The organism is Pantoea sp. LS15, assembly GCF_012241585.1.
GTDB lineage: Bacteria > Pseudomonadota > Gammaproteobacteria > Enterobacterales > Enterobacteriaceae > Enterobacter.
The window spans coordinates 99,492-124,283 of record NZ_JAAVXA010000012.1 but is presented as its reverse complement, the minus strand read 5'-3'; the positions used below and the strand labels follow the sequence as shown (position 1 = coordinate 124,283).

The 24,792-nt window shown below is 52.6% G+C and carries 26 protein-coding genes; 18 read left to right on the top strand and 8 right to left on the bottom strand.

Translation table 11 applies throughout. From position 1 onward, the window contains the following. Positions 1-310: 310 nt before the first annotated feature. A complete protein-coding gene (locus HED65_RS17150; RefSeq protein ID WP_114979477.1) occupies positions 311-1,339 on the bottom strand; it encodes a Mal regulon transcriptional regulator MalI in 1,029 nt (342 codons plus the stop codon). A gap of 177 nt (positions 1,340-1,516) precedes the next feature. Here HED65_RS17150 and malX point away from each other — a divergent pair, with 177 nt between their 5' ends. From malX to add, 3 genes are all read left to right on the top strand, one after another. Continuing rightward, positions 1,517-3,109 carry a maltose/glucose-specific PTS transporter subunit IIBC gene (malX, locus tag HED65_RS17145; RefSeq protein WP_114979476.1) on the top strand — a complete coding sequence of 531 codons (1,593 nt, stop codon included), beginning with the start codon at positions 1,517-1,519 and terminating at the stop codon, positions 3,107-3,109. A 49-nt stretch (positions 3,110-3,158) separates the two neighbouring features. After that, entirely contained in the window at positions 3,159-4,331 is a 1,173-nt protein-coding gene (locus tag HED65_RS17140) for a MalY/PatB family protein (protein ID WP_114979475.1), read from the top strand. Positions 4,332-4,427: 96 nt separating this feature from the next. Continuing rightward, a complete protein-coding gene (add, locus tag HED65_RS17135) occupies positions 4,428-5,429 on the top strand; it encodes an adenosine deaminase (RefSeq protein ID WP_114979474.1) in 1,002 nt (333 codons plus the stop codon). Between the two features lie 54 nt (positions 5,430-5,483). Here add and HED65_RS17130 read toward each other — a convergent pair whose 3' ends face one another. Next, positions 5,484-6,524: an oxidoreductase gene (locus HED65_RS17130; RefSeq protein WP_114979473.1), complete on the bottom strand. Its 1,041-nt coding sequence runs from the start codon at positions 6,522-6,524 to the stop codon at positions 5,484-5,486. Between the two features lie 243 nt (positions 6,525-6,767). Here HED65_RS17130 and blr point away from each other — a divergent pair, with 243 nt between their 5' ends. The 12 genes from blr to gstA all read left to right on the top strand — a co-directional run bounded on the left by blr (position 6,768) and on the right by gstA (position 16,935). Further along, on the top strand, positions 6,768-6,893 hold the full coding sequence (blr, locus tag HED65_RS17125; RefSeq protein WP_168112406.1) for a division septum protein Blr: 126 nt from the start codon (positions 6,768-6,770) through the stop codon (positions 6,891-6,893). A 233-nt stretch (positions 6,894-7,126) separates the two neighbouring features. After that, complete coding sequence (gene ydgT, locus HED65_RS17120) at positions 7,127-7,342, top strand: transcription modulator YdgT (RefSeq protein ID WP_006174966.1); 216 nt, start codon at positions 7,127-7,129, stop codon at positions 7,340-7,342. Positions 7,343-7,428: 86 nt separating this feature from the next. Beyond that, positions 7,429-7,869 carry a DUF2569 domain-containing protein gene (locus HED65_RS17115; protein ID WP_023311379.1) on the top strand — a complete coding sequence of 147 codons (441 nt, stop codon included), beginning with the start codon at positions 7,429-7,431 and terminating at the stop codon, positions 7,867-7,869. A 76-nt stretch (positions 7,870-7,945) separates the two neighbouring features. Further along, positions 7,946-8,527 (top strand): electron transport complex subunit RsxA, encoded by a 582-nt coding sequence (gene rsxA, locus HED65_RS17110; protein WP_114979472.1) that lies wholly within the window; start codon positions 7,946-7,948, stop codon positions 8,525-8,527. Continuing rightward, entirely contained in the window at positions 8,527-9,105 is a 579-nt protein-coding gene (gene rsxB / locus HED65_RS17105) for an electron transport complex subunit RsxB (RefSeq protein ID WP_114979471.1), read from the top strand. Before rsxA ends, rsxB begins: the two co-directional genes overlap by 1 nt. Continuing rightward, complete coding sequence (gene rsxC, locus HED65_RS17100; RefSeq protein WP_114979470.1) at positions 9,098-11,119, top strand: electron transport complex subunit RsxC; 2,022 nt, start codon at positions 9,098-9,100, stop codon at positions 11,117-11,119. The genes rsxB and rsxC overlap by 8 nt, the downstream gene beginning before the upstream one ends. After that, positions 11,120-12,172 carry an electron transport complex subunit RsxD gene (gene rsxD, locus HED65_RS17095; RefSeq protein WP_114979469.1) on the top strand — a complete coding sequence of 351 codons (1,053 nt, stop codon included), beginning with the start codon at positions 11,120-11,122 and terminating at the stop codon, positions 12,170-12,172. 10 nt (positions 12,173-12,182) lie between these two features. Beyond that, on the top strand, positions 12,183-12,803 hold the full coding sequence (rsxG, locus tag HED65_RS17090; RefSeq protein ID WP_114979468.1) for an electron transport complex subunit RsxG: 621 nt from the start codon (positions 12,183-12,185) through the stop codon (positions 12,801-12,803). A gap of 2 nt (positions 12,804-12,805) precedes the next feature. Then, the gene (locus HED65_RS17085; protein WP_114979467.1) at positions 12,806-13,492 is read left to right on the top strand and encodes an electron transport complex subunit E; all 687 of its coding nucleotides are present in this window, start codon (positions 12,806-12,808) and stop codon (positions 13,490-13,492) included. After that, a complete protein-coding gene (gene nth, locus HED65_RS17080) occupies positions 13,489-14,124 on the top strand; it encodes an endonuclease III (protein WP_114979466.1) in 636 nt (211 codons plus the stop codon). Before HED65_RS17085 ends, nth begins: the two co-directional genes overlap by 4 nt. A gap of 591 nt (positions 14,125-14,715) precedes the next feature. Then, positions 14,716-16,224: a dipeptide/tripeptide permease DtpA gene (gene dtpA, locus HED65_RS17075; protein WP_114979465.1), complete on the top strand. Its 1,509-nt coding sequence runs from the start codon at positions 14,716-14,718 to the stop codon at positions 16,222-16,224. Between the two features lie 105 nt (positions 16,225-16,329). Then, entirely contained in the window at positions 16,330-16,935 is a 606-nt protein-coding gene (gstA, locus tag HED65_RS17070; RefSeq protein ID WP_114979464.1) for a glutathione transferase GstA, read from the top strand. A 90-nt stretch (positions 16,936-17,025) separates the two neighbouring features. Here gstA and pdxY read toward each other — a convergent pair whose 3' ends face one another. The 5 genes from pdxY to anmK form a co-directional block, all read right to left on the bottom strand. Continuing rightward, on the bottom strand, positions 17,026-17,886 hold the full coding sequence (pdxY, locus tag HED65_RS17065) for a pyridoxal kinase PdxY (protein WP_114979497.1): 861 nt from the start codon (positions 17,884-17,886) through the stop codon (positions 17,026-17,028). Positions 17,887-17,953: 67 nt separating this feature from the next. Beyond that, positions 17,954-19,228 carry a tyrosine--tRNA ligase gene (tyrS, locus tag HED65_RS17060; protein ID WP_114979463.1) on the bottom strand — a complete coding sequence of 425 codons (1,275 nt, stop codon included), beginning with the start codon at positions 19,226-19,228 and terminating at the stop codon, positions 17,954-17,956. A gap of 125 nt (positions 19,229-19,353) precedes the next feature. Further along, the gene (gene pdxH / locus HED65_RS17055; RefSeq protein ID WP_114979496.1) at positions 19,354-20,010 is read right to left on the bottom strand and encodes a pyridoxamine 5'-phosphate oxidase; all 657 of its coding nucleotides are present in this window, start codon (positions 20,008-20,010) and stop codon (positions 19,354-19,356) included. A 57-nt stretch (positions 20,011-20,067) separates the two neighbouring features. After that, positions 20,068-20,391, bottom strand: coding sequence for a C-type lysozyme inhibitor (mliC, locus tag HED65_RS17050; protein WP_028017302.1), 324 nt, complete (start codon positions 20,389-20,391; stop codon positions 20,068-20,070). Between the two features lie 94 nt (positions 20,392-20,485). Continuing rightward, positions 20,486-21,610 carry an anhydro-N-acetylmuramic acid kinase gene (gene anmK, locus HED65_RS17045; RefSeq protein WP_114979462.1) on the bottom strand — a complete coding sequence of 375 codons (1,125 nt, stop codon included), beginning with the start codon at positions 21,608-21,610 and terminating at the stop codon, positions 20,486-20,488. Positions 21,611-21,865: 255 nt separating this feature from the next. Here anmK and slyB point away from each other — a divergent pair, with 255 nt between their 5' ends. Both slyB and HED65_RS17035 read left to right on the top strand, forming a co-directional pair. Next, positions 21,866-22,333 (top strand): outer membrane lipoprotein SlyB, encoded by a 468-nt coding sequence (gene slyB, locus HED65_RS17040; protein ID WP_114979461.1) that lies wholly within the window; start codon positions 21,866-21,868, stop codon positions 22,331-22,333. A 198-nt stretch (positions 22,334-22,531) separates the two neighbouring features. Continuing rightward, positions 22,532-23,893, top strand: coding sequence for a sensor domain-containing diguanylate cyclase (locus HED65_RS17035; RefSeq protein WP_114979460.1), 1,362 nt, complete (start codon positions 22,532-22,534; stop codon positions 23,891-23,893). 34 nt (positions 23,894-23,927) lie between these two features. Here the strand turns inward: HED65_RS17035 and slyA are convergent, their stop codons facing one another. Then, a complete protein-coding gene (gene slyA, locus HED65_RS17030; protein WP_114979459.1) occupies positions 23,928-24,368 on the bottom strand; it encodes a transcriptional regulator SlyA in 441 nt (146 codons plus the stop codon). Between the two features lie 186 nt (positions 24,369-24,554). Here slyA and HED65_RS17025 point away from each other — a divergent pair, with 186 nt between their 5' ends. Then, on the top strand, positions 24,555-24,791 hold the full coding sequence (locus HED65_RS17025; protein WP_114979458.1) for a DUF1656 domain-containing protein: 237 nt from the start codon (positions 24,555-24,557) through the stop codon (positions 24,789-24,791). Position 24,792 lies beyond the last annotated feature (1 nt).

Below are 24,792 nucleotides of genomic sequence, written 5' to 3'. Positions count from 1 at the left end.
AGACAATTTCTCATTCTTATTTTAGATCTGAGGTCTTAGCTTTTGAATAAATATTACAGCCTTCTTTTATTTCACAGAAGTATAATATCAAAGAAATATTCCAATTGCCTTAGTAATAATATTGCCACAACTCATTAATTTCACCTTCCAAAACACTTCTTTCGACATTTCGTTTTTATAGACCGAAAAACTGAAGCTAGAACAGCCACCGTGTTAATTGCCGGGTGGCGGCTACGCCTTACCCGGCCTACGATTCCGAGCCGTTGTAAGCCGTGCAAGCACATTGCCGCCGGGCGATGTGCAGAGGAGGTTATTTCACCGTCACTAACCTTGCCGCCACAATCTGATGCCCGGCCTGGACATCCGTATTTTCGATGCGCTGCATGATCCTGTCTGCCAGCGTGTAGCCCATTTCTCGCGCAGGCGTTGTAGCCCAAACGATCGGAAGATCGTCCAGCGCATTTTCGCCGACGTCGGCAAATGCCCCTAACGCCACCTGATGACCAAAGAACGTTTCAACCCCACCCTCACCGCTCTGACGCCCGGCGCGGATCAGCCCAAACCAGGCCCCCATCGCGATCACGTCGTTATAGCAAATGACGGCGCTTATTGTCGGGTTGCTACGCAACAACGCGCTTATCGCTTCCGCCGCCTTCTTCTGGCTGGATTCACACTCAACGACCCATTCACTGTGGAACGGCAGACCGTATTTAATCAGCGTCGCGCAGTAGCCACCAACCCGCTCGGCACGGGTCAGAGACGAACTTTTACCGCCGAGCCAGGCAATGCGCTGATGACCGCGACGAATAAGATACTCAGTCAGCATTTGTGCGGCCTGCATGTTGTCCGGGCGCAGCGTGTCAGCCTCATCCAGGTAGCTGGCGCGCGAGGCAAAGACCAAAGGCACACCTTTTTCGGCGGCTCGTTCACACAGCTCACTGCCTACGCCTGACGCCCCGGCGACGATCACCCCGTCGACACCCTGGTTAAGCAACATATCCAGGCGGGAAAGCAGCTGATCGGCTTCACGGCCACCGTGCAGCAGGAAGACCATCCGTCCTTGCGCTTCAAGCGCCTCCGTTAACCCTGCGGTCAGTTCTGCATAGAAGGGAGACGTCAGGTCGCGGACAATCAAACCGATCACCCCGCTTTGCCCACCGCGCAGCGCCGATGCCTGGCGATTACGCACAAAGCCCAGTTGCTCAACGGCCTCGTTCACCCGCTGGCCGGTCGCAGGAGAGATCCGCCCTTTCCCGCTCAGCACCAGAGAAACGGTACTGACGGAAACACCCGCCGCCAGCGCAACATCGTTGATGGTGATTTTTTTCGCTACAGCCATGTGTCGGCGTGACTCCCTGAAATGAGATCGGTAAAACGTTTTATCAAACTGTTATCTTTATACTACCAGTCAAAGCCAGAGAATGTGATTTAGCGCGCACTAAACTTTGATAAAACGTTTTATCTTCTCGCAGCATTGAAGCAGGCAAACTGATTTTAACAATAAAGGAGTCGTTTTATGACGGCGAAAGCAGCACAAAAAATATCGCTGTGGGAGTTTTTCCAGCAACTGGGTAAAACCTTTATGCTGCCCGTGGCACTCCTCTCTTTCTGCGGCATCATGCTCGGGATCGGCAGTTCACTCAGCAGTAAAGACGTCATCACGTTGATCCCATTCCTCGGCACGCCAGTGCTGCAGGCGATCTTTATCTGGATGAGTAAAGTCGGCTCCTTTGCCTTCAGTTTCCTGCCCGTGATGTTCTGTATTGCTATCCCGCTGGGTCTGGCGCGCGAGAATAAAGGCGTGGCCGCGTTTGCCGGTTTTGTGGGTTACGCGGTGATGAACCTGGCCGTAAACTTCTGGCTGACCGCAAAAGGTATTCTGCCTACCACCGACGCTGCGGTGCTGAAAGCCAACAACATTCAGAGCGTTATTGGTATCCAGTCAATTGATACCGGGATCCTCGGTGCGGTGATCGCCGGGGTGATCATCTGGATGTTGCACGAGCGTTTCCACAATATCCGTCTGCCGGATGCGCTGGCGTTCTTCGGTGGTACCCGCTTTGTACCGATCGTTACCCTGGTGGTAATGGGTCTGTTTGGTTTGATCATTCCGCTGATCTGGCCAGTCTTTGCGCTGGGCATTAATGGTATTGGCCGCATCATCAACGGCGCAGGTGATTTTGGTCCGATGATCTTCGGTACCGGTGAACGCCTGCTGCTGCCGTTTGGTCTGCAGCATATTCTGGTGGCTCTGATTCGCTTCACCGAAGCGGGTGGTACCATGGAGGTGTGCGGCCACGATGTGAGCGGTGCGCTGACTATCTTCCAGGCACAGCTAAGTTGTCCAACTACCCACGGTTTCTCCGAAAGCGCAACCCGCTTCCTGTCTCAGGGGAAAATGCCTGCCTTCCTCGGCGGCCTTCCTGGTGCCGCGCTGGCGATGTACCACTGTGCACGTCCGGAAAATCGCCATAAAATTAAAGGCCTGCTGATTTCTGGTGTGATTGCCTGCGTGGTAGGCGGTACCACTGAGCCAATCGAATTCCTGTTCCTGTTTGTTGCACCAGTGCTGTACCTCATCCACGCTGTGCTGACCGGTCTGGGCTTTACCGTGATGGCGGTGCTGGGTGTTACCATCGGGAATACCGACGGCAACGTGATCGACTTCGTCGTGTTCGGGATCCTGCACGGCCTGTCCACCAAGTGGTATCTGGTGCCGGTTGTGGCGGCTATCTGGTTCGCGGTGTATTACGGTATCTTCCGCTTCGCCATCACCCGCTTTAACCTGAAAACGCCAGGTCGCGATACCGATACGGCCACCAGCGTTGAGCAAGCTGTTGCAGGGACTGTGGGTAAATCCGGTTATAACACCCCAGCCATTCTGGCGGCGCTGGGCGGTGCGGATAACATTACCTCTCTGGATAACTGTATTACCCGTCTGCGTCTGTCGGTGGCGGATATGTCGAAAGTAGACACCAACGCCCTGAAAGCCAACCGGGCCATCGGCGTGGTACAACTCAATCAGCACAATTTGCAGGTGGTTATCGGCCCACAGGTACAGTCAGTGAAAGATGAGCTGGCAACCCTGATGCGAACTGTCGAAGCCTGATGCCTCAACCCCCTCACCATGAGGGGGTTTTACTTTAAGGACGCACGTCATGTTTGATTTCTCTACCGTCGTGGATCGACACGGCACCTGGTGCACACAGTGGGATTACGTCGCCGACCGTTTTGGCGCGGCCGATTTGCTGCCTTTCACTATCTCGGATATGGATTTCGCCACCGCCCCCTGCATTACCGACGCACTGCATCAACGTATTAACCACGGCGTGTTGGGCTACAGCCGCTGGAAAAACGAAGAGTTTCTCGCCGCCATTGCTCACTGGTTCCAGCAACGCTTTAACAGCCGAATCGACACTGAAACCGTCGTGTATGGCCCTTCCGTCATCTACATGGTTTCTGAGCTGATACGCCTCTGGTCGAAACCTGGTGACGGTGTGGTAGTGCATACCCCGGCATACGATGCGTTTTATAAAGCCATTGAAGGCAATGCGCGTCACATTGTGGCCGTTGAGATGGAAAAGCATGCTGCAGGCTGGCAGGGAAACATGGCTTCGCTGGAGACGGCGCTGGCAAAACCAGAAAATACAATCTTGCTGCTGTGCAGCCCGCAAAACCCGACAGGTAAGGTCTGGACGCGTGAAGAGCTGAATCACATGGCTGAACTGTGCGCACGTTATGACGTAGCGGTGATCAGCGATGAAATTCATATGGACATGGTGTGGGGAAAACATCATCACACACCATGGAACGTGGTGGCGCGCGGCAAATGGGCGCTTCTTACCTCCGGTTCAAAAAGTTTCAATATTCCGGCGCTGACCGGCGCTTACGGTCTGATTGGTGATGAAGAAAGCCGTAACGGTTATCTTAGCGCGTTAAAAGGCCGGGACGGACTCTCTTCCCCTTCCGTGCTGGCACTGACGGCGCATATCGCCGCCTATCAGCAGGGAGCACCGTGGCTGGATGCCTTGCGACGTTATCTGGAAGAAAACTTGTCGTATATTGCGCAGGAAGTAAACAGTGCTTTTCCGCAACTGAACTGGCAACCGCCAGAAGCGACCTATCTGGCCTGGATCGATCTGCGCCCGCTGAACATTGACGACCGGGCGCTGCAAAAAGTGCTGATCGAGCAGCAAAAAGTTGCCATCATGCCGGGATATACTTACGGCAAAGAGGGAAATGGTTTCGTGCGCCTGAATGCCGGCTGCCCGCGTAGCAAGCTGGAACAAGGGGTTCAACGCCTCATAACCGGGATTAACACGCTACTGTAATCAGTTTGCGCAACGGAATATTCCATTGCGCAAATAGCTTTTTACCTCGTTTTGTTTTTATAATATGGCGCACTTTAACCAGAAAAGAGTGCGACCATGATTGATACACGCCTGCCATTAACTGATATTCATCGTCACCTTGACGGTAACATTCGTGCCCAAACCATTCTCGATCTTGGCCGCCAGTTCAATTTAACGCTTCCTGCTCAGACACTTGAGTCTTTGATTCCTCATGTTCAGGTCACCTCTAATGAACCGGATCTGGTCAGCTTCCTCAGCAAACTCGACTGGGGCGTGAAGATGCTGGCCTCGCTGGATGCCTGCCGCCGCGTGGCATTTGAGAACATTGAAGATGCCGCCCGTAACGGTCTGCATTATGTCGAACTGCGTTTCTCACCAGGCTATATGGCGATGACCCACAACCTGCCCGTTGCAGGCGTAGTAGAATCCGTCATTGAAGGCGTCCGCGAAGGCTGTAAAACGTTTGATGTCCAGGCCCGTCTGATTGGCATCATGAGCCGTACGTTCGGTGAGGCCGCCAGCCTGCAGGAACTGGAAGCGCTGCTGGCGCATCGCGATGCCATCACTGCGGTCGACCTCGCCGGTGATGAACTGGGCTTCCCGGGCAGTCTGTTCCTGTCCCATTTCAACCGCGCACGTGACGCCGGCTGGCATATTACTGTTCATGCAGGTGAAGCGGCAGGCCCGGAAAGCATCTGGCAGGCCATCCGTGAGCTGGGCGCCGAGCGTATCGGCCATGGCGTAAAAGCGGTAGAAGATCGCGCACTGATGGATTTCCTGGCGGAACAGCGCATCGGGATTGAGTCTTGCCTGACGTCTAATATTCAGACCAGCACCGTAGCAACGCTGGCACAGCACCCGCTGAAAACGTTCCTTGAGCATGGTGTGCTGGCTTCACTGAACACGGACGATCCGGCGGTTCAGGGAGTGGATATTATTCACGAATATAATATTGCCGCACCTCAGGCGGGTCTGAGCCGCGAGCAGATCCGTCAGGCGCAGATCAACGGCCTGGAGATCGCTTTCCTGACGCCTGAAGAGAAGCAGGCGCTGCGGGATAAGGTGGCAACCGCGTAAGCCTTTTTGCCGGGTAGCGGCTGCGCCTTACCCGGCATACAAAATAGCTGTACCTTATGCCAGACAGAGCGTAGCGCGATGTTTGGCTGATTCGATGCCCAGCTCAATCAGCTCCATAATCTGAATGGCCTGGCTTGCCGGAACCGGATTTTCCCCTGTTCCGTTCAGCGCATCGCGGATAGCCGCATAATAAGCCGGGTAGTTACCCGGAATAGTCAGCAAGGTTTCCTCCACCAGCTCCTCACCTTCAACCCGCGTCACGACACCGTCTCGCATATCATAGCCCCAGTCTTCCTGTGGCAAACGCTCCCCGTTTTTTAAGCGATCTTCCTGCGGGTCGAGACCGAACTTCACATAACTCCCGCGTGTACCGTGAATGATATAACGCGCGGATTCTGCAGCCGCCACCATCGTCCCGTGCAGCACAATTCGACGCTGTGGGTAACTCAAAACCGCGTGGAAATAATCCGTTGTCTGCGCTCCGGGTCTAAGCTGCGCCAGATCGACCGTCATACTCACCGGCAGGCCAAACAGATTCACGGCCTGATCCAGAAGATGCGGGGCCAGATCGTACCAGATACCGCTACCCGGACCGGCTTGCTCGCGCCAGCGGTTTCGGACCTGCGGGCGAAAACGGTCAAAATGCGATTCAAAAAAGAGGATCTCCCCTAACGTACCTTCGCTGAGAAGTCTTTTTACAGTCAGAAAGTCGCTGTCCCATCGGCGGTTATGGAATACCGAAAGTAGCCTGCCCAGGCTCTTTGCCAACGCCTCCAGCTCGCGCGCTTGTGACAACGTCACGGTAAAGGGTTTATCAACAACCACATGCTTACCCGCTTCCAGCGCCGCCTTTGCCAGCGGAAAGTGCGTGTCGTTTGGCGTGGGGATGATAATTAAATCAATATTCGGATCGTTGAAAAGATGTTTAGGTTCAGAGACAACCGGCACGGAAGGCCAGTCGGCATGGACTTTAGTTGCATCACTACTGGATACGGCAGCCAGCGCCATTCCGGGCGTCCCGGCGATCAGAGGCGCATGAAACGTTTTTCCCGCATATCCATAACCAATAAGCCCGACGCGGATATTATCACTCATAGTGTCATCCTCTTTTATGGCGTTCTTATTTCACACTGGCTAGCCTGGCATTACCACAGATTAATAATGTGCCATATGACTTAAAATAGCAGGTTGTATGGGTTGTTTTTGTTACATAGTATTAACCACCTGATTTTGCTTAAGGGAACCGTTCCCAAAGCACTTGCCGCCGGGGAAACGCCGCTGTAACATCTGCTCCCTGTATTTATGGATAAATTACAACTACGAATCATGACGTCAATTATTAATCGAATCATTGAATTAGCGGGATGGATTGTCCTTGGGGTTTCGGTCATTTTGCTGGGCGTTGCCAGCCATATCGATAACTACCAGCCGCCGGAGCCTGTCACAGTCGCCCAACCTAAGTAACCGGTTACTGCAATAAAGAGTGACATAATATGTCAGTTACGTATTGCCAGCCCTGGTGAACACGGTTAACCTTCTCTTCCAGGCATCATCTGATGCCTGAAACTTTCAGAAAAGAAAACTCCTAATTTCGTCGCGTTACCTGAGTGGGCTGTTTACGTCTTTATTAATCCGTTTATTATTCGAACGAATTACCTTAACTGGTATTACTCACTTTTATATGGAAACTTATTAATATGACAGTTCAGGACTATTTATTAAAATTTCGCAAGATCAATTCGCTTGAGAGCCTGGAAAAACTGTTTGACCATCTGAACTACACACTGTCGGATAATCAGGAAATCATCAACATGTATCGTGCCGCTGACCATCGCCGTGCGGAACTGGTATCCGGTGGCCGTTTGTTCAACGTGGGTGAAGTGCCTAAGTCTGTCTGGCGTTACGTTTTATAAGAAAGTAGCCATCAGCGCGAAATGTTATATACTCTCCGCCCTGCAAACTGGCTGTACAACATTTCGCGCAGATTATGGGAGAGTTTATGACCGCAACGCCTGGAGAACGCATTGGAGGCTGGTTAATCGCCCCACTGGCATGGCTGCTGGTTGCCTTATTAAGCGCATCACTCGCGCTGCTGCTTTATACCACCGCACTGATTACTCCGCATGCCATCCAGACGCTGATGTCGCAAAGTGTGCTTAATATTGCGATGTGGTTTGTATCGTTCGTTTTCGCGATAGGGATGTGGTACTACACGCTGTGGCTGACCATCGCTTTCTTTAAGCGCCGTAAAAGTGTGCCTAAGCATTACATTATCTGGCTGCTGATTTCGGTTCTGCTGGCGGTAAAAGCTTTTGCTTTTTCGCCGGTTTCTGACGCACTGGCCGTCCGCCAGCTACTTTTCCCTTTACTGGCCGCTGCGCTGCTGGTGCCCTATTTCAAGCGTTCGACGCGGGTGAAAAACACCTTCGTGAACCCGTAATAACCTTACAGATAACCTGTTGTCGCCTGCGTTGGTTTATCCGATAATAGGCGGCTTTTTTATTTCAGGCTAAATAATGACCGATTACTTACTGCTCTTTGTCGGCACAGTGCTGGTTAACAACTTCGTCCTGGTGAAGTTCCTTGGTCTGTGTCCGTTTATGGGCGTTTCCAAAAAACTGGAAACTGCGATGGGCATGGGGCTGGCGACCACCTTTGTCATGACGCTGGCGTCTATTTGCGCGTGGTTGATTGATACCTGGATCCTTATCCCGTTGGGGTTAACCTATCTCCGTACGCTGGCCTTTATTCTGGTTATTGCCGTGGTTGTGCAATTTACCGAAATGGTGGTGCGCAAAACCAGCCCGGCGCTCTATCGTCTGCTGGGCATTTTCCTGCCGTTGATCACCACCAACTGCGCCGTGCTCGGCGTAGCGCTGCTGAACATCAACCTTGGCCATAACTTTATGCAATCGGCACTGTATGGTTTTTCTGCGGCCGTCGGTTTCTCTCTAGTGATGGTGCTGTTCGCCTCTATTCGTGAGCGCCTCGCCGCAGCGGACATCCCTGCGCCGTTTCGTGGTAATGCGATTGCGCTGGTGACCGCAGGTTTAATGTCTCTGGCCTTTATGGGCTTTAGTGGTCTGGTGAAGTTGTAATGAATGCTATCTGGATTGCCATCGCCTCTATCAGCGTCCTGGGACTGGTGTTTGGCCTTATCCTGGGTTACGCCTCCCGCCGTTTCGCGGTAGAGGACGATCCTGTTGTTGAAAAAATTGATGAGCTTCTTCCACAAAGCCAGTGTGGACAGTGTGGCTATCCCGGTTGCCGCCCCTATGCCGAAGCGGTAGGGATTCAGGGTGAAAAAATTAACCGCTGTGCACCGGGTGGTGAAGCGGTAATGCTGAAAATTGCGGCTCTGCTGAACGTTGACCCGCAGCCCATTGATGGCGATGCAGACGTCCAGGAGCCAGTGCGCGCCCTTGCTGTGATCGACGAAGCGAACTGCATTGGCTGCACCAAATGTATTCAGGCCTGCCCTGTAGATGCCATCGTTGGCGCAACCCGCGCCATGCACACCGTCGTCGCGGATCTGTGCACCGGCTGCAACCTCTGCGTGGCGCCCTGCCCGACGCAATGTATTGAACTGCGCCCGGTTGAAACGACTATCGAAAGCTGGAAGTGGGATCTTCAAACCATTCCGGTTCGTAACATTCCTGTGGAACAACATGCTTAAGTTATTTTCTGCTTTCAGAAAAGAGAAGATTTGGGACTTTGACGGCGGTATTCATCCGCCGGAGATGAAAACCCAGTCCAACGGCACCCCACTGCGTCAAATTCCGCTGGCGACGCGTTATATCATGCCTCTCAAGCAGCATATTGGCGCGGAGGGCGAGCTGTGTGTGAAAGAAGGCGATACGGTTCTTCGCGGTCAGCCGCTGACTTTTGGCCGGGGACGAATGCTGCCTGTACACGCGCCAACATCTGGCAAAGTGATGGCAATCGCCCCGCATACGGTGGCTCACCCGTCAGCACTTTCAGAACTGAGCGTCATTATTGAAGCCGACGGTGAAGATCGCTGGATCGAGCGTGACGGCTGGAGCGACTACCGCAACCGGAGTCGCGATGAGCTCATCGAGCGTATTCATCAGTTCGGTGTTGCCGGACTGGGCGGCGCAGGCTTCCCTACCGGTGTCAAACTGCGTGGCGGTGGCGATAAAATTCAGACGCTGATTATCAACGCCGCTGAATGCGAGCCGTATATCACCGCAGACGATCGTCTGATGCAGGATTGCGCTGCCCAGGTGGTGGAAGGTATTCGCATCCTCGCGCATATTCTGCAGCCGAAAGAAGTACTGATTGGTATTGAAGACAATAAACCACAGGCCATTTCAATGCTGCGCGCCGTGCTGGCCGGTAGCCATGATATCGCCCTGCGCGTCATTCCGACCAAGTACCCTTCTGGTGGCGCAAAACAACTGACGCAGATCCTTACCGGTAAACAAGTGCCGCATGGTGGACGCTCCTCAGATATCGGTGTGCTGATGCAAAACGTCGGGACCGCGTACGCAGTGAAGCGCGCAGTGATTGACGGCGAGCCGTTGACCGAGCGCGTGGTTACGCTGACCGGAGAGTCTGTCTCGCGACCGGGGAACGTCTGGGCGCGACTGGGAACGCCGGTTCGTCACCTGCTGGAACAGGCTGAATTTTGCCCTGGCAGCGACCAGATGGTGATCATGGGCGGCCCATTGATGGGCTTTACCCTACCGTGGCTTGATGTCCCGGTGGTCAAAATCACTAACTGCCTGCTTGCGCCTTCCCCAACCGAAATGGGCGAAGAGCAGGAGGAGAAAGGTTGTATCCGTTGCAGTGCCTGTGCCGACGCTTGCCCGGCGGACCTGCTTCCGCAGCAGTTGTACTGGTACAGCAAAGGCCAATTGCACGACAAAGCACAAGCCCATAATCTGGCTGACTGTATTGAATGCGGAGCCTGCGCCTGGGTTTGCCCAAGCAACATTCCACTGGTGCAGTATTTCCGCCAGGAGAAGGCTGAAATTTATGCCATCTCAATGGAAGAAAAACGTGCAGCCGAAGCGAAAGCCCGCTTTGAAGCGCGCCAGGCTCGACTGGAGCGCGAAAAAGCGGCCCGTCAGGAGCGCCATAAGCAGGCTGCTGTTCAACCAGGCGAGAAAGATCAGGATGCCATTAACGCTGCACTGGCGCGAGTTCGCGAGAAAAAAGCGACGGCAGCCCAAACCGTGGTGATCCCGGCGGGTGAGAAACCGGATAATAGCGAAGCAATTGCTGCCCGCGAAGCGCGTAAAGCAGCGGCTCGTGCCCGTCAGGCAGAAAAAGCGCAAACAGCTCAGGCGGATGTCGAGGTTGATCCACGTAAAGCCGCCGTTGAAGCAGCAATTGCCCGTGCCAAGGCCCGTAAAGCCGGAGAGCAAAACGTGGTGGTCGAGAAAGAGGCTGTGGATCCACGCAAAGCTGCCGTCGAAGCGGCAATTGCCCGTGCCAAAGCCCGTAAGACAGCACAACAGACGCAAACTACCGAACCCGAAACGCCGGTCGACCCGCGCAAAGCCGCCGTTGAAGCAGCAATAGCCCGCGCAAAAGCCCGTAAAGCGGCGCAGCAGGAAGAACAACCGCAGGCCGCAAATGACGACCCGCGTAAAGCTGCCGTCGCCGCTGCCATCGCGCGCGTCCAGGCGAAGAAAGCCGCACAGCAAGCAGTTAACGAGGATTAAATGGTTTTCAGAATCGCAAGTTCCCCTTACACCCACAACCAGCGCCAGACATCGCGCATTATGATGCTGGTCTGCCTGGCCGCGCTGCCAGGCATAGCCGTTCAGTGCTGGTTTTTCTGCTGGGGAACCCTGTTCCAGATAGTCCTGGGTTGTGCCAGCGCCTTAGCCGCTGAAGCCCTGGTACTTAAACTGCGCAAGATGGCAGTTTCCCGCATTCTTGCCGACAACTCCGCGCTACTGACCGGCCTGCTGCTGGCCATCAGTATTCCACCGTTTGCCCCATGGTGGATGGTGGTACTCGGTACTGTCTTCGCAGTGATAATTGCCAAACAACTGTATGGTGGGCTCGGTCATAACCCGTTTAACCCGGCAATGATCGGCTACGTAGTGCTGCTGATCTCCTTCCCGGTACAGATGACAAGCTGGTTGCCACCGCATGACATTGCAGCAACGGTTCCGGGCTTTATGGATGCCTTGCACGTGATCTTTACCGGCCATACCGCACTCGGCGCTGATATGAACTCACTGCGTATGGGCGTGGATGGAATCAGCCAGGCGACGCCTCTCGATACGTTTAAAACATCCCTGCACGCTGGTCATAGCGTTGAGCAGATTATGAAATCAGCCATCTACAGTGGCGTACTGGCAGGCGCAGGCTGGCAGTGGGTTAACCTGGCGTATCTGCTGGGCGGTCTGTTCCTGCTGCAACAAAAAGCCATTCGCTGGCATATCCCGGTGAGCTTCCTCGTGACGCTGGCGGTTTGTGCCACGCTTGGCTGGGCGTTCTCCCCTGAGTCAATGGCCAGCCCGCAGTTGCATTTGCTCTCCGGCGCGACCATGTTAGGTGCATTCTTTATCCTGACGGATCCGGTTACCGCGTCAACGACCAACCGTGGCCGCCTGATCTTCGGTGCGCTGGCTGGGTTGCTGGTATGGTTGATCCGCAGCTTTGGTGGCTACCCGGATGGTGTGGCATTTGCCGTCTTGCTCGCCAACATCACAGTTCCGCTCATCGACTATTACACGCGTCCGCGCGTGTACGGGCATCGTTAAGGGTTTCGCCATGTTAAAAACAATGCAAAAACACGGCGTTACGCTGGCTGTCTTCGCCGCGATCCTGACAGGTCTGACGGCACTGGTGAATTCATTGACCAAAACGACTATCGAAGAACAGGCTTCGAAGCAGCAAAAAGCGCTGTTCGATCAGGTGATCCCGTCTGATTTCTACGATAATGACCTGCAGCAAAGCTGTTTCATCGTCCAGGCACCGCAGTTAGGCAAAGGCGCACATCGTGTCTTTATCGCTCGTAAAGGGGATAAACCGGTGGGCGCGGTGATGGAAGCGACAGCGCCCGATGGCTATTCCGGCGCCATTCAACTGCTCGTTGGCAGCGATTTCTCTGGCACGATACTGGGCACCCGCGTGACGCAGCATCATGAAACGCCGGGTCTTGGCGATAAAATTGAAACCCGTCTGAGCGACTGGATTTTGCATTTTGCCGGTAAAGTAATTCATGGCGAAGGAGATACTGCCTTTGCGGTGAAGAAAGATGGCGGCGAGTTCGACCAGTTTACTGGGGCGACCATCACCCCACGCGCCGTGGTGAACGCCGTAAAACGAGCCGGGCTGTATGCTGAAACGCTGCCCGCACAAATCAACAATCTTCCGGCCTGTGAGGAGTAATCATGAGCCAGGTTAAAGAGGTTATTGTCCAGGGGTTGTGGAAGAACAACTCCGCGCTGGTACAGCTTCTGGGAATGTGTCCATTGCTGGCGGTCACCTCCACCGCCACCAACGCGCTTGGTCTGGGTCTGGCGACCACACTGGTACTGACCCTAACCAACCTCTCCATCTCAGCCCTGCGCCGCTGGACGCCGTCAGAAATCCGTATTCCGATTTACGTCATGATCATTGCCTCGGTCGTGAGTATCGTCCAGATGCTGATTAACGCTTACGCATTCGGTCTGTATCAGTCGCTGGGCATCTTTATTCCGCTTATCGTCACCAACTGTATCGTGGTTGGACGCGCGGAAGCCTTCGCGGTGAAAAACAGTCCGGCCATGTCGGCGCTGGATGGTTTTTCGATTGGTATGGGTGCCACGGGAGCCATGTTTGTATTGGGCTCAATGCGTGAGATCCTCGGCAACGGTACGCTGTTTGACGGTGCAGACGCGCTGCTGGGTGGTTGGGCTAAAGTGCTGCGTATTGAAGTCTTCCACACCGATACGCCGTTTCTGCTGGCCATGCTACCGCCAGGCGCATTTATTGGCCTCGGCATGATGCTGGCGATAAAATACCTGATTGATGAGAAACGTAAGCGCCGCGCGGCAGAGCGCAGCGTCCAGGAAGGGATACCCGAGAAGGCCTCATGAATAAAGAAAAGCGCATTGCGATCCTGACTCGTCTGCGGGACGAGAACCCACACCCGACGACAGAGTTGAACTTTAACTCCCCGTTTGAGCTGCTGATCGCCGTGCTGCTCTCTGCACAAGCTACCGATGTAAGCGTCAATAAAGCCACCGCCCTGCTCTATCCTGTTGCCAATACGCCGAAGGCTATGCTGGAACTGGGTGTGGAAGGCGTGAAGTCTTATATCAAAACCATCGGTCTGTTTAACAGCAAAGCTGAGAACGTGATTAAGACCTGCCGGATCCTGCTGGAACAGCACGGTGGCGAAGTGCCGGAAGATCGCGCGGCGCTCGAGGCGTTACCTGGTGTAGGCCGAAAAACCGCGAACGTTGTGCTAAATACGGCATTTGGCTGGCCGACTATCGCTGTCGACACGCATATCTTCCGCGTATCTAACCGCACCAATTTAGCACCCGGCAAAAATGTCGAGCAGGTTGAAGAGAAACTGCTCAAGGTGGTTCCTGCCGAATTTAAGGTTGATTGCCACCATTGGCTGATTCTGCACGGGCGTTATACCTGCATTGCCCGTAAGCCTCGCTGCGGCTCCTGCATTATTGAAGATCTCTGCGAATACAAAGAAAAAGTGTATCCCTGATCAGCCAACCCCCTTACCAGGAGAAGGGCTACTAAGCGCTCTTCTTTTGGCCGTTATTTGTCCGCCTTTTACTTACCCTGCCTTGTCACTTGTTCGGCTGTTTAACGCTCAAACAGGTTAATACTTTTTTTATAGTCAAAAATTTCTATACATCTGTGATCGCGATCACCCTGATAACTTCACGTTGATTTTTTGTTGTCAAAATCAGCCTAAACCCTTTATCTGACAAGACACACCCCTCCCTCTACCGTAGATAAGACCAGCTATTTTTCAGAATCTGGGCTATATCACTGCAATAAGCGGTAGATAGCAGAACATATCGCCAAAACCCCATCATGTCGGGTCATTGCCAGTCGAAAAAACTACCTTTATTCATCGTATGAAATTTAACTCTGAATAACATTTATATAAACCGATGATTATACCACTCAAGATATATGTAACAGATTATTACAAACGTATTGCCAGATGGAGCAGGATAGTGAACATTACCCGCCGTTTCTCCTCCCAAAATAACTATAAGGCGTATGGACTACGGCCATCACGCTATGAACACCCCCGTTAATATGGGATGTAAAAAAAGAGGTATATGTGTCTACTGCAAACAATAAACCAACAGATGAAAGCGTAAGTCTTAACGCTTTTAAACAACCAAAAGCGTTCTATCTCATATTCTCTATCGAGTTATGGGAGCGTTTTGGTTATTACGGCCTGCAAGGGATCATGGCGGTTTACCTGGTAAAACAGCTGGGTATGTCCGAAGCCGATTCCATCACGCTGTTCTCCTCCTTCAGTGCTCTGGTGTACGGTCTGGTCGCAATCGGCGGCTGGCTGGGTGATAAAGTTCTCGGTACTAAACGCGTCATCATGCTGGGCGCCATTGTGCTGGCAATCGGTTATGCGCTGGTTGCATGGTCAGGCCATGATGCTGCTGTCGTGTATATGGGCATGGCGACCATCGCCGTTGGTAACGGGCTGTTCAAAGCCAACCCGTCTTCCCTGCTCTCTACCTGTTACAGCAAAGATGACCCGCGTCTGGACGGTGCATTCACCATGTACTACATGTCCGTGAACATCGGTTCCTTCTTCTCCATGCTGGCAACACCGTGGCTGGCCGCTAAATTCGGCTGGAGCGTGGCGTTCTCACTGTCTGTGGTCGGTATGCTGATCACCGTTGTCAACTTTGCCTTCTGCAAACGCTGGGTTAAAAACTACGGTTCAAAACCTGACTTCGAACCCGTACATGTGGGCAAACTGCTGGCGACCATTGTAGGTGTTGTGATCCTCGCAGGAATCGCTACCTGGCTGTTGCACAACCAGGGTATCGCGCGTGCTGTTCTGGGTGTGGTTGCACTGGGTATCGTGATTATCTTCGCGAAAGAAGCCTTCGCCATGCAGGGTGCTGCGCGTCGTAAGATGATTGTGGCGTTCATTCTGATGCTGGAAGCGATTATCTTCTTCGTACTGTACAGCCAGATGCCAACCTCTCTGAACTTCTTCGCTATTCGTAACGTTGAGCACTCCATTCTGGGTATCGCATTCGAACCGGAGCAGTATCAGGCCCTGAACCCATTCTGGATTATGATTGGCAGCCCAATTCTTGCCGCAATCTATAACAAGATGGGTGACCGTCTGCCAATGCCGCACAAGTTTGCTATCGGCATGGTACTGTGTTCCGGCGCTTTCCTGGTGCTGCCACTGGGTACTAAGTTCGCGACTGATGCAGGTATCGTTTCCGTGAACTGGCTGATCCTGAGCTATGCTCTGCAGTCTATCGGTGAACTGATGATCTCCGGTCTGGGTCTGGCGATGGTTGCACAGCTGGTGCCACAGCGTCTGATGGGCTTCATTATGGGTAGCTGGTTCCTGACCACTGCCGGTGCAGCAATCATTGCAGGTAAGATTGCGAACCTGATGGCCGTTCCGGATAACGTCACGGACCCACTGGTCTCTCTGAACGTCTACGGCACTGTATTCATGCAGATTGGTGTCGCTACAGCAGTCATCGCTGCTCTGATGCTGCTGACGGCACCGAAACTGAATCGTATGACTCAGGACGACGACAAGACCGCTAAAGCGACTAAAACCGCTACCGCGTAATATCATTGAGAAACGACATAACAGAAGCCGCTAATGCATTAGCGGCTTTTTTTTTACCCGTTCGCGCACTAACATAGCTGAAACCTCAGCAAAAAGGAGTTACCGATGAAACTGTTCTACAAACCGGGCGCGTGCTCTCTTGCTTCCCATATCACCCTGCGCGAGAGCGGCAAAGATTTCACGCTGGATGGCGTTGACCTGATGAAAAAGCGCCTGGAAAATGGCGATGACTTTTTTGCCATTAACCCGAAGGGACAAGTTCCGGCACTGCTGCTGGATGACGGTACTCTGCTGACCGAGGGCGTGGCGATTATGCAGTTCCTGGCAGACGGTGTGCCCGATCGCCAGTTACTGGCACCGGTAAGCACGGTTTCTCGCTACAAAACGCTGGAATGGTTGAACTATATTGCGACCGAGCTGCACAAAGGCTTTACGCCGCTGTTCCGTCCCGATACACCAGAAGAGTACAAACCCACCCTGCGTGCTCTTCTTGAGAAAAAGCTTCAGTACGTTAACGAATCGCTGAAAGACGAACAGTGGATTTGTGGTTCGCGTTTCACCATTGCCGATGCGTACCTGTTTACCGTACTGCGCTGGGCGCGTGCGGTTAAACTGAACCTGGAAGGGTTAGACCATATCGCATCGTATATGACACGCATGGCAGAACGCCCTGCGGTAGCTGCAGCGCTGAAAGCGGAAGGGTTGAACTAACCGAGCGGCCTGTGTTGCCGGGTGGCGCTGACGCTTACCCGGCCTACAAATTCCGCAGGCCCGTGCAAGCGTAGCGCCGCCAGGCGGTGTTTAAAGCTGAGTGGCGCTAAAATAGTGCTCCGGTTTCGCGATACGATCCTGTGCCGCAACCACCTGTAATTCATACTCCTGCATTTCTTTCGTCGCAATCATGATTTCGTACACCGCCGCCGTGACATGCTCCAGGGCATCTCGCAACGTTGCACTCTGCAGCAATTTCACCAACAGCAGACCGCTGGTCACATCCCCAACCCCTACCGGCTGACGCGGGCCAAAATCCACCAGCGGACGGCTGATATGCCAGGCATTATCTTTCGTCACCAGCAGCATCTCAAAACGGTCCTTGCTAAGCCCTGCGCGCGCGAGATGTTTCACCAGCACAATTTCTGGCCCCTGGGCTATCAGCTCGCGAGACGCGCTTACCGCCTCTTCTACGCTGTTAACGGGATGCTCACAAAGGATCTCCAGTTCGACCAGATTTGGCGCAATGATATCGCTGGCGGGCAGCGCATGGCGGACATGAAACTCTGCGACACCTGGTGCCACGATGCAGCCTTTCTCCGGATGTCCCATAACAGGGTCACAGAAGAATTTTGCCGACGGATTTGATGCTTTCACCTGACGTACGATGCCAAGGATATGCTCCCCCTGCTCCGCTGAGCCGAGATAACCGCTCAGTACGGCGTCACAACGTTTGAGCTGACCGATATCGGCAATACCTTGCACAACTTCCGTGAGGTGTGAAGGCGGCATTACGCAGCCGGTCCATTGGCCGTATTGCGTGTGGTTGGAGAACTGTACGGTATTGAGGAGCCAGACGTTGGCACCGAGGCGGCGCATTGGAAATTCCGCGGCGCTATTGCCAGCATGTCCGAAAACAACGTGGGACTGAATGGCGAGGATGTTCTTCATTTTTTTCTTACCAAACCCTGTAAAAACAAAAGGGGCGTGGTTTCCCACGCCCCCTGGCTACTTTTAATTATTTCCAGCAGACCAGACAGTAATTTTTCTTGCCGCGACGCAGCAGCGTATAGCGACCATACAGACGATCACTGTCAGTGAAGGTGTATTCCGGGTCGGACTGCTTCTCGCCATTGATGGTGATAGCGTTGGACGCGATAGTTTTACGCGCCTGACCACGGGAAGGCTGCAGCTCAGAGTCCACCAGCGCCTGCATCAGGTCAGCCCCTTTTTCCATCTCTACCATTGGCACGCCGTCCTGCGCCAACTGTTCAAAGTCCGCTTCGCTCAGATCGCTCAGGGTACCGTTGAACAGGCTTGCCGTAATACGTTTTGCCGCGGCCAGACCTTCTTCACCGTGAACCAGTTTGGTCACTTCGTCTGCCAGTACGTACTGTGCACGTGGCGCCTTACCGCTGTTCTTGTCTTCTTCTTCCAGCGCATTGATTTCTTCAATGTCCATAAAGGTGAAGAACTTCAGGAAGCGGTAAACATCGGCATCCGCCGTGTTGATCCAGAACTGGTAGAATTTGTACGGGCTGGTTTTCTTCGGATCAAGCCATACCGCGCCACCTTCGGTTTTACCGAATTTGGTCCCGTCGGCTTTAGTGATCAACGGAACAGTCAGACCAAAGACCTGGTTCTGGTGCAGACGACGGGTCAGGTCAATACCGGAGGTGATGTTACCCCACTGGTCAGAACCGCCAATCTGCAGGGAAACGCCGTGCAGTTTGTTCAGGCAGGCGAAGTCATACCCCTGCAGCAGGTTGTAAGAGAACTCGGTAAAGGAGATACCCTGATCGTCACGGTTCAGACGCTGCTTCACGGCTTCTTTGTTAATCATCTGGTTAACAGAGAAGTGCTTGCCGATGTCACGCAGGAAGGTCAGCACGTTCATGCTACCAAACCAGTCGTAGTTGTTCGCGGCAATGGCGGAGTTATCACCACAGTTGAAGTCAAGGAACGGCGCAACCTGTTTGCGGATCTTATCCACCCACTCCTGCACGGTATCTTCGGTATTCAGTTTACGCTCAGCGGCTTTAAAGCTTGGGTCACCAATCAGACCTGTCGCACCGCCAACCAGGGCTACAGGTTTATGGCCCGCCATCTGGAAGCGTTTCAGGCATAACAATGGAACAAGATGCCCCAAATGCAAGCTGTCAGCGGTGGGATCGAAGCCGCAATAGAGCGCGATCGGGCCTTGCGCCAGTCGCTCTGCTAACGCTTCCTCGTCCGTCACCTGGGCCACAAGGCCCCGCTCTTGCAATTGTTTAATCAAGTTACTGCTTGCCATCAAATTCTCCATGTATAAACGACTGCACCTTTGCCGGTACACGACTTTTCGCCTGATGCGAAAGGACCATAGAATAAAGCGCAAGCGCGGTGTGCGCTAGCGCTTAAATCAACAAATTTCGGGGATTACGGTGCCAGTCTGTCGATTTTCCAGCCGCCATTGTCGCGCTGGTATAAAAAGCGATCGTGCAGGCGATGTTCGCCCCCCTGCCAGAACTCCATCTGCTCAATCGGGATACGGAAACCGCCCCAGAAACTTGGCAGGGGGATTTCCCCCTGCTGGAACTTCTGTTTCAGCTCCAGGAATTTACTTTCCAGCACACCGCGAGCGGAAATTCGGCTCGACTGTTTTGAGACCCAGGCGCCAATCTGGCTGTCGCGCGGGCGACTGTGGAAATACTTCACCACTTCCAGCGTCGAGAGTCGTTCCGCTTTGCCTGTCACCATGACCTGACGCTCCAGCATATGCCACGGGAACAACAGGCTGATACGCGGATTGTTTTCCAGATGGTGTGCTTTGCGACTGCCCAGGTTGGTGTAGAACACCAAACCTTTCTCGTCATAATGCTTGAGTAATACGATACGCTGATACGGCTGACCGCTTTCATCGACCGTCGCGACAACCATCGCCGTCGGATCGGCCAGTTTCGCTTCACAAGCCTGTTTCAGCCAGCGTTCAAAAAGCTCGAGGGGTTCAGCGGGAAGGTCCTGGCGACGCAGGCCACCTTTGGTGTATTCACGGCGCAGATGCGCGATTTGCTGCAGTTCGTCGTTATCTGACATGGCATTAGCTGACATTGAGATTGGGTGGCGCTATTGTGCGCCGCCCCTGTAAAAATCTCAACGCTTCGGATTTTCGAGCTGACAATTGTTCAGCACGATACGGTCACGTTTGTAGACTGTGGCGCTGTCCCCTTTTGACCAGAAGACATAGATACCATCGGTATAACGTGCACCGGAGGCCGAGATGCCTTGCTTCAGGGTCAGCAATTTATTGTCGTACACAAAACTGGCTTCCTGGCGCGGGTTATTCAACTTAACGGTCAGCGGCTTTTCATCGCAACGATACTCCAGTGTATCGGTCTGCATACGCTCAACGAGCTGGTTATAGACGCTGCATCCTGACAGCAACAAAGGCGCGACAATAAGAAGGAGTTTTTTCATGGGCGTATTCCGACGACTTTCCTGGTCCTGGAGGGCATGACTGCCCTCCTGTTTTTATTCCATTCTAACGGCAATACGCGACGCTGAATTTCAGTTAACTCTGATTATGACGAGGGTTGGCCGGGAAAATGGCACCAAGGACGCTCGCCTCGCGCGCACCGGTTACCGATGGTAAATTCCCAGGCAGCCCGGCAATCGTGCGCCAGGCAAGCCAGGCAAAGGCCAGCGCTTCCATATCATCCCCACTGATGCCAGCCTCATCTGTCGTCGTGACTTCTGTCCCCGGCAGTAGCCCGGCAAGACGTGCCATCACCAGCGGATTTCGGCTTCCACCCCCACACACCAGCAGACGTTCGCATCCGCCACTGAGAAGCACCTGTTCAGATATCGACACGGCCGTTAACTCGGCAAGTGTTGCCTGGACATCCTGCGGTGCGAGTGCCGGGAATTGCGCCAGCTGGCGCTCAAGCCAGCCATAGTTGAAATATTCGCGCCCCGTGCTTTTCGGTGCCGGAAGGGCAAAATAAGGGTCGCTTAGCATGGACTGCAACAGCGGAATAATCACTTTACCCGCACTCGCCCACTCCGCGTTTTTATCATACGGCTGACCGCACTGACGCCAGATCCAGGCATCCATTAACATATTTCCCGGGCCGGTATCGTAGCCACGTACGGGCTGTCCCGGGATGAGCATCGACAGATTGGCGATACCACCAATATTGAGCACCATACGGCGTTCAGAAGGGTGCGCCAGTAAAGCCTGATGGAAAGCGGGCACCAGCGGTGCGCCCTGTCCTCCAAGCGCAATATCGCGACGACGAAAATCGCCCACCACCGTTACACCGGTCTTTGCCACAATCTGGTTGTTATCACCAATTTGCAAAGTATGCGGTGCTTCGCCACCTGGCTCATGCCAGACAGTTTGTCCGTGACACCCGATGGCAACCACATCCTGTGGACGAAGATGTTCTTTGTGCATTAACGCCTGAACCGCATCAGCAAACAGCGCTCCCAGACGTACATCGAGCTGCCCTAGCTGGGAAAGGGTGAGTTGCTGCCCCTGACAGATACTCAGAATATCCTCTTTCAGTGAAATGGGGATTGGCCAGGTCAGGCTCGCCTGCTGCGCCACCATGTTTTCGTCAATAGCGGCCAGAACGACATCTACCCCATCCAGACTGGTGCCTGACATCACACCAATGTAGCGACCCGATTTCATGCGCTTTCCTTACGTTGCGTGGGCTAAGAGTATCCACTCAACCATAAACAGCCCTGCTTTGCTATCCGGCGATAATATTTTTTAACAATGTCAGACGGGTAACACGTGCGAAGACTGTTTATGTCTCGTTAAGTCAAATTCAAGTACAATTTTCCTATTGTTAGTGCAAAGATATGAACTATGGCCCCTTATGCCATATAATTTAGCCATAACGGATGCCCTCAATTGGGCGTTTTTGGTGAACAGGAGATTCAAATGATTTTACGTGTACTGGGCGTTTCGCTGATTGGTTTAACCCTGGCTGGCTGTGTGAATGACAGTTCACTTTCTGGCGACGTTTACAGCGCTTCTGAAGCGAAACAGGTTCAGAATGTGACTTACGGTACCGTTGTTAATGCCCGTCCTGTACAAATTCAGGGTGGTGATGAAAACAACGTGATGGGCGCAATCGGTGGTGCCGTGCTGGGTGGTTTCCTGGGTAATACCGTCGGCGGTGGTACAGGCCGTTCATTGGCGACCGCAGCAGGCGCCGTTGCTGGTGGTGTAGCAGGCCAGGGCGTTCAGGGTGCGATGAACAAAAGCCAGGGCGTAGAACTGGAAATTCGTAAAGATGATGGCAGCACCATTATGGTTGTTCAGAAACAAGGTAGCACCCATTTCTCAGCAGGCCAGCGCGTTGTTCTGGCGAGCAACGGAAGCCAGGTTACCGTGTCTCCTCGTTAATTCTTTTTTGGATGTGGTCATCCGACCACATCCATTTACAAAAACATAGATTTAATAAATACTTTCACACAAATATTCACTTAACTTATTATTAATGAGTCTTGATATTGTTCCTGCGCAAAGTATTTATCACACTCATTAGTTAAACTCATCACAATTATCTTTTGGTTGCTTATTATAAATTTGTTAAAAACTTATATGCTTGTGATGAATCATTATGTGAAGAATCGTTATTTCTTGTTCTGTGTCGGCTGCGTGGTCGTCATTGCGCTATTACAGGGCTTATTTTTAGAGCTCGTCGAACGGGTTCCCACGTTTTCGCCTCTCTTATTCCCTACACTCACCATATTTTTACTGGTATTCCATCTTTTTATTGCCTGTTTTATGACAATGAAATACTGGTGTGACCGAAAAAGGTTGTATCTGGTTGCGATTGCCTTAGCCTTCGCTGGCTCGGCTATGCTGATGGTCGGTACGCTATCCAGCTTCCCTGCATGGTTAGATCTCTATCAGTTCAACGCCGTTAATTATAATGATGCCATGATCTTCTTTATGTTCCGTCATCTTTTAATGGCGGTTCTGATAATCCTTTCAGCCCTACTTTATACCATCAGAGACTACCCCCTTTCACGTGCGGTACATATTTCCATCGTTACCAGTGCGTTTATCTTTACTGTCACTATGGTGGCCCTGGCCTGGTCCTGTTCCAGCCATTCATCACTGTTATTACTGGATCTTGTCGATAATGAAACCCGGCAGTTTATGGTTCTCTGGAGCCAGGCCATTAATATTCTTCTCATTGTTCTTTGGATAGTGACGTTAGCAACACTAATGTTTATTACCCGCGTACGAAATCTTTTCTGGGTTGGCGGTAATTTTTTATGCGTCTGTTATATTGTGACGCTGACAATGCTTCTGGCTGGCGGACACGCCGAAGATATCGCCTGGTATCGTGCCCGTTTATTTGAGACAGTTGCTACGCTGCTTATTATTTTTGTTCTGCTCTATGATGTTTTCAGGTTGTATCGCGACTCACACTTAAAATATCAGCAGTCCTATCAGAACTCGATCCGCGATCCACTCACTCGCCTTTATAACCGTAGTTATTTCTATGAATCATTAAATCAGGCCCTGAGTATCGCCAAAGCCAGTCGACCTGTTTCTGTTGTCGTCAGCGACCTCGACCGCTTTAAGCGCATCAACGACAACTATGGGCATCTCCAGGGAGACAAAGTGTTGCAGTTCGTCGCTCATCTGCTGATGGATTCCGTGCGCCCACAAGATATTGCGGCCCGTATCGGTGGCGAAGAGTTTGTTCTGATGTTGGCTAACACCTCTTCAGAGGAGGCTTACAAGGTGGCTGAACGCATACGACTCAATCTGAGCGGCTTTGATAAGGCCAGCAGCGAGGGGCAGTTACCGGAACCGATCACTATCAGCATGGGAGTATTTACGGCAACCTCATCAGGGATTACCGCAGAAGAGTGCGTGGAAAGTGCCGATAAGGCAATGTACGAAGCAAAAGAGACCGGCCGTAACCGCGTAGTTATCTTTAAATGAAAAAGGCCTTGCTGTCGCAAGGCCCTGTGTAGTGTCAGTCGCGTGCCTGCAACTCATGGATGTTTTGTTCCAGGCGTCCAATAAGACTGATGAGCATTTCAAGCTCCGCCGGAGAAACACCTGAGAGGATTTCACCCCGCGTTTTGGTAATCACTGCTTCCATTTCAGTGATGATGGGAGTCGCTTTCTCTGTGAGTTTAATCCGCTTTGCGCGACGATCGCTGGCGCAGGTTTGTCTGGAGATAAGTCCCTTCTCTTCCAGTTGGTCAAGCGTACGCACCAGTGACGGCTGCTCAATACCTATCGCTTTTGCCAGTTGAATTTGCGACTGTTCAGGCGGCAGCTGATGAATGTTATGCAGCGTAACCCAATGTGTCTGTGTCAATTCCAGAGGTTTCAGGCGATGGTCAATCAGAGCACGCCAGACGCGTACCAACCTTGCCAGATCAGAACCTAATGGCGATTCCAATTTCATCTCCTTATAATTAGCTTGCTAAGTTATTATACTGATTTTAGAATAGTGTGCAGCATTTATATTGCCAAAACAAATGCAATACTGCATTCATGGAACTTAAAAGTATGACTTACACTGAATTGTGATACCTCATCATACTAAGACAAGCCATTGTGACATTCTGTTCACTGCAAAGGATTTCTACCTGTGACGTTTTTTCATCACTCAGAGGGGTTGCCCCTTCAGGACTTGATCTTCGGTGCATCAGTCTACTTTCCGCCTCTGTTTAAAGCCGTACTGGTAGGTTTTATTCTCTGGCTCATCGCACATCGTCTGCTTCGCGACTGGATGTATTCCGGCGAAATCTGGCATCCCATGTTGATGGATCTCTCCCTGTTTGCCCTCTCCGTGTGTCTGGGCCTTGCTGTCCTGGTGGTGTGGTGAA